General features: G+C 74.9%; 3 protein-coding genes. All 3 read right to left on the bottom strand.

Annotated elements, in window-relative coordinates; genetic code table 11:
* Positions 1-205 precede the first annotated feature (205 nt).
* The 3 genes from C6N75_RS24830 to C6N75_RS24840 are packed head-to-tail and all read right to left on the bottom strand — an operon-like array spanning position 206 to position 4,117.
* Positions 206-2,275 (bottom strand): iron ABC transporter permease, encoded by a 2,070-nt coding sequence (locus tag C6N75_RS24830; RefSeq protein WP_105871124.1) that lies wholly within the window; start codon positions 2,273-2,275, stop codon positions 206-208.
* Between the two features lie 4 nt (positions 2,276-2,279).
* Positions 2,280-3,254, bottom strand: coding sequence for an iron-siderophore ABC transporter substrate-binding protein (locus C6N75_RS24835; protein WP_105871125.1), 975 nt, complete (start codon positions 3,252-3,254; stop codon positions 2,280-2,282).
* Positions 3,251-4,117, bottom strand: coding sequence for an ABC transporter ATP-binding protein (locus C6N75_RS24840; RefSeq protein ID WP_105871126.1), 867 nt, complete (start codon positions 4,115-4,117; stop codon positions 3,251-3,253). Before C6N75_RS24840 ends, C6N75_RS24835 begins: the two co-directional genes overlap by 4 nt.
* Positions 4,118-4,288: the final 171 nt, after the last annotated feature.

The raw sequence follows: 4,288 nt of genomic DNA on the forward strand, positions 1-4,288 counted from the left end.
GCCCCGTGCCGCACGGCCCTCACCGTGCCGCCCTGCGGGCCGCCGGGGCGGGGACCGGGGGGCTTAGCCTACGGTTCGCGCCCCCGCGGCCCGGCGCGTCGCGACGGCCGGCCCCCGCTCCCGGACGCGGCGCAGCCCCCGGCCGGCGGTCCGGCAGGGGGCTTCCCCGAGGAACCTTCTCGGGAGGTACGGGACAGGGGCCCGGTCAGCGGCGGCTGCGCAGCAACAGGTGGATGAAGTACGGGGTGCCGACCACCGCCGTCATCACGCCCGCGCCGATCTGCGCCGGGGCGATCACCGTCCGGCCCAGCAGATCGGCCGCGCCGACCAGCGCCGCGCCCAGCAGGATCGACACCGGCACCACCCGCACATGGCGGCGGCCCACCAGGGCGCGGGCCGCGTGCGGGGCCACCAGGCCCACGAAGCCGATCGTGCCCGCCGCGGCCACCGCGGTGGCCGCCAGCACCACGCTCAGCACCAGGAAGCCGAGCCGGCCGCGCTCCACCCGCAGCCCCAGCAGCCGGGGCGTGTCGTCGTCCAGCGACACCAGGTCCAGCTCGCGGCGGCGCACCAGCGCCAGCACCGCGCCGACGGCGAGCACGCCCGCCACCGGCAGCACGTCCGCGAAGGTCCGCCCGTAGGTGGAACCGGACAGCCAGGTCAGCGCCTTGGTGGCGTTGAACGGGTCGGTCAGCACGATCAGCAGGCTGACCAGCGCCATGCTGCCCGCCGCCACCCCGACGCCGACCAGGACCAGCCGGTTCTGCTCGAAACCGCTGCGCGCCGCGAGACCGAAGACCAGCACGGCGGCCAGCGCCGACCCGGCGAACGCGCCGCCGGCCAGCTCCCAGGAGCCCACCGAGGGCACCGTCGTCACCAGCAGCACCGCGCCCAGCGCGCCGCCGCCCGACAGGCCCAGCACACCCGGCTCGGCCAGCGGGTTGCGGGTCACCCCCTGCACCAGCGTGCCCGCCAGGGCCAGCGCGCCGCCCGCGCAGAGCGCGGCCGCCACCCGCGGCACCCGGGTGTCCAGCACGAAGGTGACGCCCTGCCCGGCCCGCCCGGCCAGCCAGTTACCGACGTCGCCCAGCAGCAGTTTGGCGTCGCCCAGCAGCACCCCGCCGATCGTCACCCCGGCGAGCACGGCCGCGATCACCGCCAGCGACACCGAGAACGCCAGCTTCCCGGGGATGCGCAGCCTGTCCGGCGGCGTCGCCCCGGGCGACTGCCGGGCCCGGAACGCCAGCACCACCAGGAACGTCGCGCCCACCACGGAGGTCACCACACCGGTGGGCACCGCGACGGCCAGCTCCGCGGGCACCGCGGCCCGCAGCGCCACGTCCGCGCCGAGCACCACGGCCGCACCCGCCAACCCGGCCAGCGGCAGACCGGCCCGGCTGCGGGTGAAGGCGGGGAAGCGCCGGCCCAGCGGCCGCACCAGCGCCGGCGCGCACAGCCCGACGAAGGCGATCGGCCCGGCCAGCGTCACCGCCGCGGCCGACAGCAGCGCGGCGAGCACCACCACGGTCACCCGGGTGGCGCGCACCGGCACCCCGATGCCGCGGGCCGCGTCGTCGCCCAGCGCCAGCGCGTCCATCCGGTGCGCCACCAGCAGCAGCCCGGCCAGGCCCACCACGGCGACCGGCGCCATGTGCAGGACCCCGCCGAAGCCGTTCTGCCCGATGCCGCCCGCGCCCCAGTGGTACAGCCCGTCGGTGGTGTCCGGGAACAGCAGGATCAGCGCGTCGGTGACCGCGTTCAGCCCCAGGGTCAGGGCGGTGCCGGCCAGCACCAGCCGTACGGTGCCGGCGCCCAGGCCGGACAGGCCCAGCACCAGCGCCGCGGCGGCCAGGCCGCCGACGAACGCCGCCCCCGAGGAGGCGAGCAGCGGGATCGAGATCCCGGTGACGGTCAGCGCGGTCAGCGCCAGATGCGCGCCGGCGTTCACCGCCAGGGTGTCGGGGGAGGCGAGCACATTGCGGCTCACCGTCTGGAGGGCCGCGCCGGCCGCGCCGAGCACCAGGCCGACCATGATCCCGGCGACCGCCCGCGGCAGCCGCGAGGCGATCACGACGGAGGAGTCCTGCGCGGTGGCCTGGCCGGTGAGGGCCTTCCACACCTCGGCGGGCCCGGCCGAGGCCGTGCCCTGGGTGATGTCGACGACGGCGAGGACGGCGACCAGCAGGACGAGAGCGGCCGCCACCGCGACCGCCCCACCGGTCCTGGGCGTCTTCCTCAGCTCGGTGGCCGTGGGGATCGTCGCGGTGGCGGTCATGGCGCTACTTCTTCGTCAGGGCGGAGACGAGCGCGTCGACGTACGCCTCCATGGACTTCGGGCCGCCGAACATCCAGATGCCGTCGGGCAGCTTGTGCACCTTGTCGTTCTTCACGAACGGCAGCGACTTCCAGACGCCGTTGCCGGCCAGGTCCTTGGCGAACGGGTCGCCCTCGGCGTCGTTGGAGATGTAGGCGAACGGAACGTCGCCGACCGCGGTCAGCCCCTCGACGTCGGTGGCGGCCAGGCCGTAGTCCTTGTCGCCCGCCATCTTCCAGGCGTTCTTCAGGCCCAGTTCCTCGTTGACGCTGCCGATGAGCGAGCCGCTGGTGAAGGGGCGGATGGAGACCTGGTTGGAGGCGGCGTAGCCGTCGGCGAAGGCGATCGGCTTGCCGGCCAGACCGGCGTCGGCCAGCGCCTTCCTGCCCTCGGCGACCTTGTCGTCGTAGGACTTCTTCACGGTCTCGGCCTGCTCGGTGCGTCCGGTGGCCTGGGCGATGAGGTCCAGGTTGCCCTTCATCCGGCCGACCTGGTCGGCGGCGTCGGCGGGGCGGATCTCCAGCACCGGGGCGACCTTGCGGAGCTGCTTGACGGCGGCCGGCGGCAGGTCGGTGGTGGCGACGATGAGGTCGGGGGAGAGCGCGGCGATGGTGTCCATGCTGGGCTCGCCGCGGGTGCCGACGTCCTTCGGCTCGGTCTTCAGCGGCACGGTCGAGCCCCACGCCTGGTAGCCCTTGACGTCGGAGACGCCGGCCGGGTCGACGCCGAGCGAAACGAGCGCCTCCACGACGTTCCACTCGGTGGCGACGACCTTCTTCGCCGGACCGTCCAGGGTGACCTTGGCGCCCTTGGCGTCGGTCAGGTTGATCTTCTCGGCCGGCTTGTCGGACTTCGCCGGGGTGGGCTCGGTCGTGCCGCAGGCGGTCAGCGCGAGCGCCGCGGCGATCGCGGCGGCGGAGGTGGCGATGAGGCGTCTCATGAGGTGGTGCGGTGCCTTTCCGGTCGGGCGTGGTGGCGGCCGACGGCGCGGGTGCGCAGCAGGCCGGTGAGAGGGTCGGTGTCGACGTCCATGCGGATGCCGTAGACGTCGGTGAGGCGCTCGGGGTCGAGCACGTCGGCGGGGGCGCCGTCGGCGACCACCCGGCCCGCGCTCAGCAGCACGATCCGGTCGGCCACCGCCGCCGCCTGGTCCAGGTCGTGCAGCACGACGCCGACCGCGATCGAGTGGTCGTCCGCCAGATCGCGGATCAGGTCCAGCAGTTCGACCTGGTAGCGCAGGTCGAGGTAGGTGGTGGGCTCGTCCAGCAGCAGCACGCCGGTCTCCTGGGCCAGGCAGCTCGCCAGCCAGACGCGCTGGAGCTGCCCGCCGGACAGGTGCTCGGCGCCCCGCTCGGCGAGGTCCGCGACACCGGTCAGCGTGAGCGCCAGGTCCACGGCTGCCGCCCCGTCCGGGTCGGCCCCGCCCCAGCGCCCCCGGTAGGGGTAGCGGCCGAACTCCACCACGTCGCGCACCCGCAGGCCGCTCGGGGTGGGCCGGCTCTGCGTCATCAGGGCGACCCGCCGGGCGAACTCCTTGGAGCTGAGGGCGAGTCCGTCGGCCGCGCCCTCCCGCCCCGGGTCGATCGCCAGCGTGCCGCTGCGGGCGCGCTGCAACCGCGCCACGGTGCGCAGCAGCGTCGACTTCCCGCTGCCGTTGGGCCCCACCAGGGCGGTCACCTCGCCGGGCCGCAGGGCGAGGGTGGCCTCATGCACGACGTCGGTGCCGTCGTACGCCACGGTCACGCCCTCGGCCAGCAGTTCATGGCCCCGCCGACGGGCGGTCTCGGCAAGTGCTTCTGACATCACGACGGTGAAGGTTAGACTAACCTAAGTAGCCCTGGACACCCACCCCCCGCGAAGTCGAAGCCGCCTCTCCGCTTCCCTCCGGCCGGCACCCGTCAACCAGCTTCTCCGCACGCCTCGTTGACGCTACGCCGCCGAGCGGCCGAGTCGCCCCGATCCACCCCCGCCGTC

It is taken from the genome of Streptomyces solincola (genome assembly GCF_002982015.1).
GTDB classification, from domain to species: Bacteria; Actinomycetota; Actinomycetes; order Streptomycetales; family Streptomycetaceae; genus Streptomyces; species Streptomyces solincola.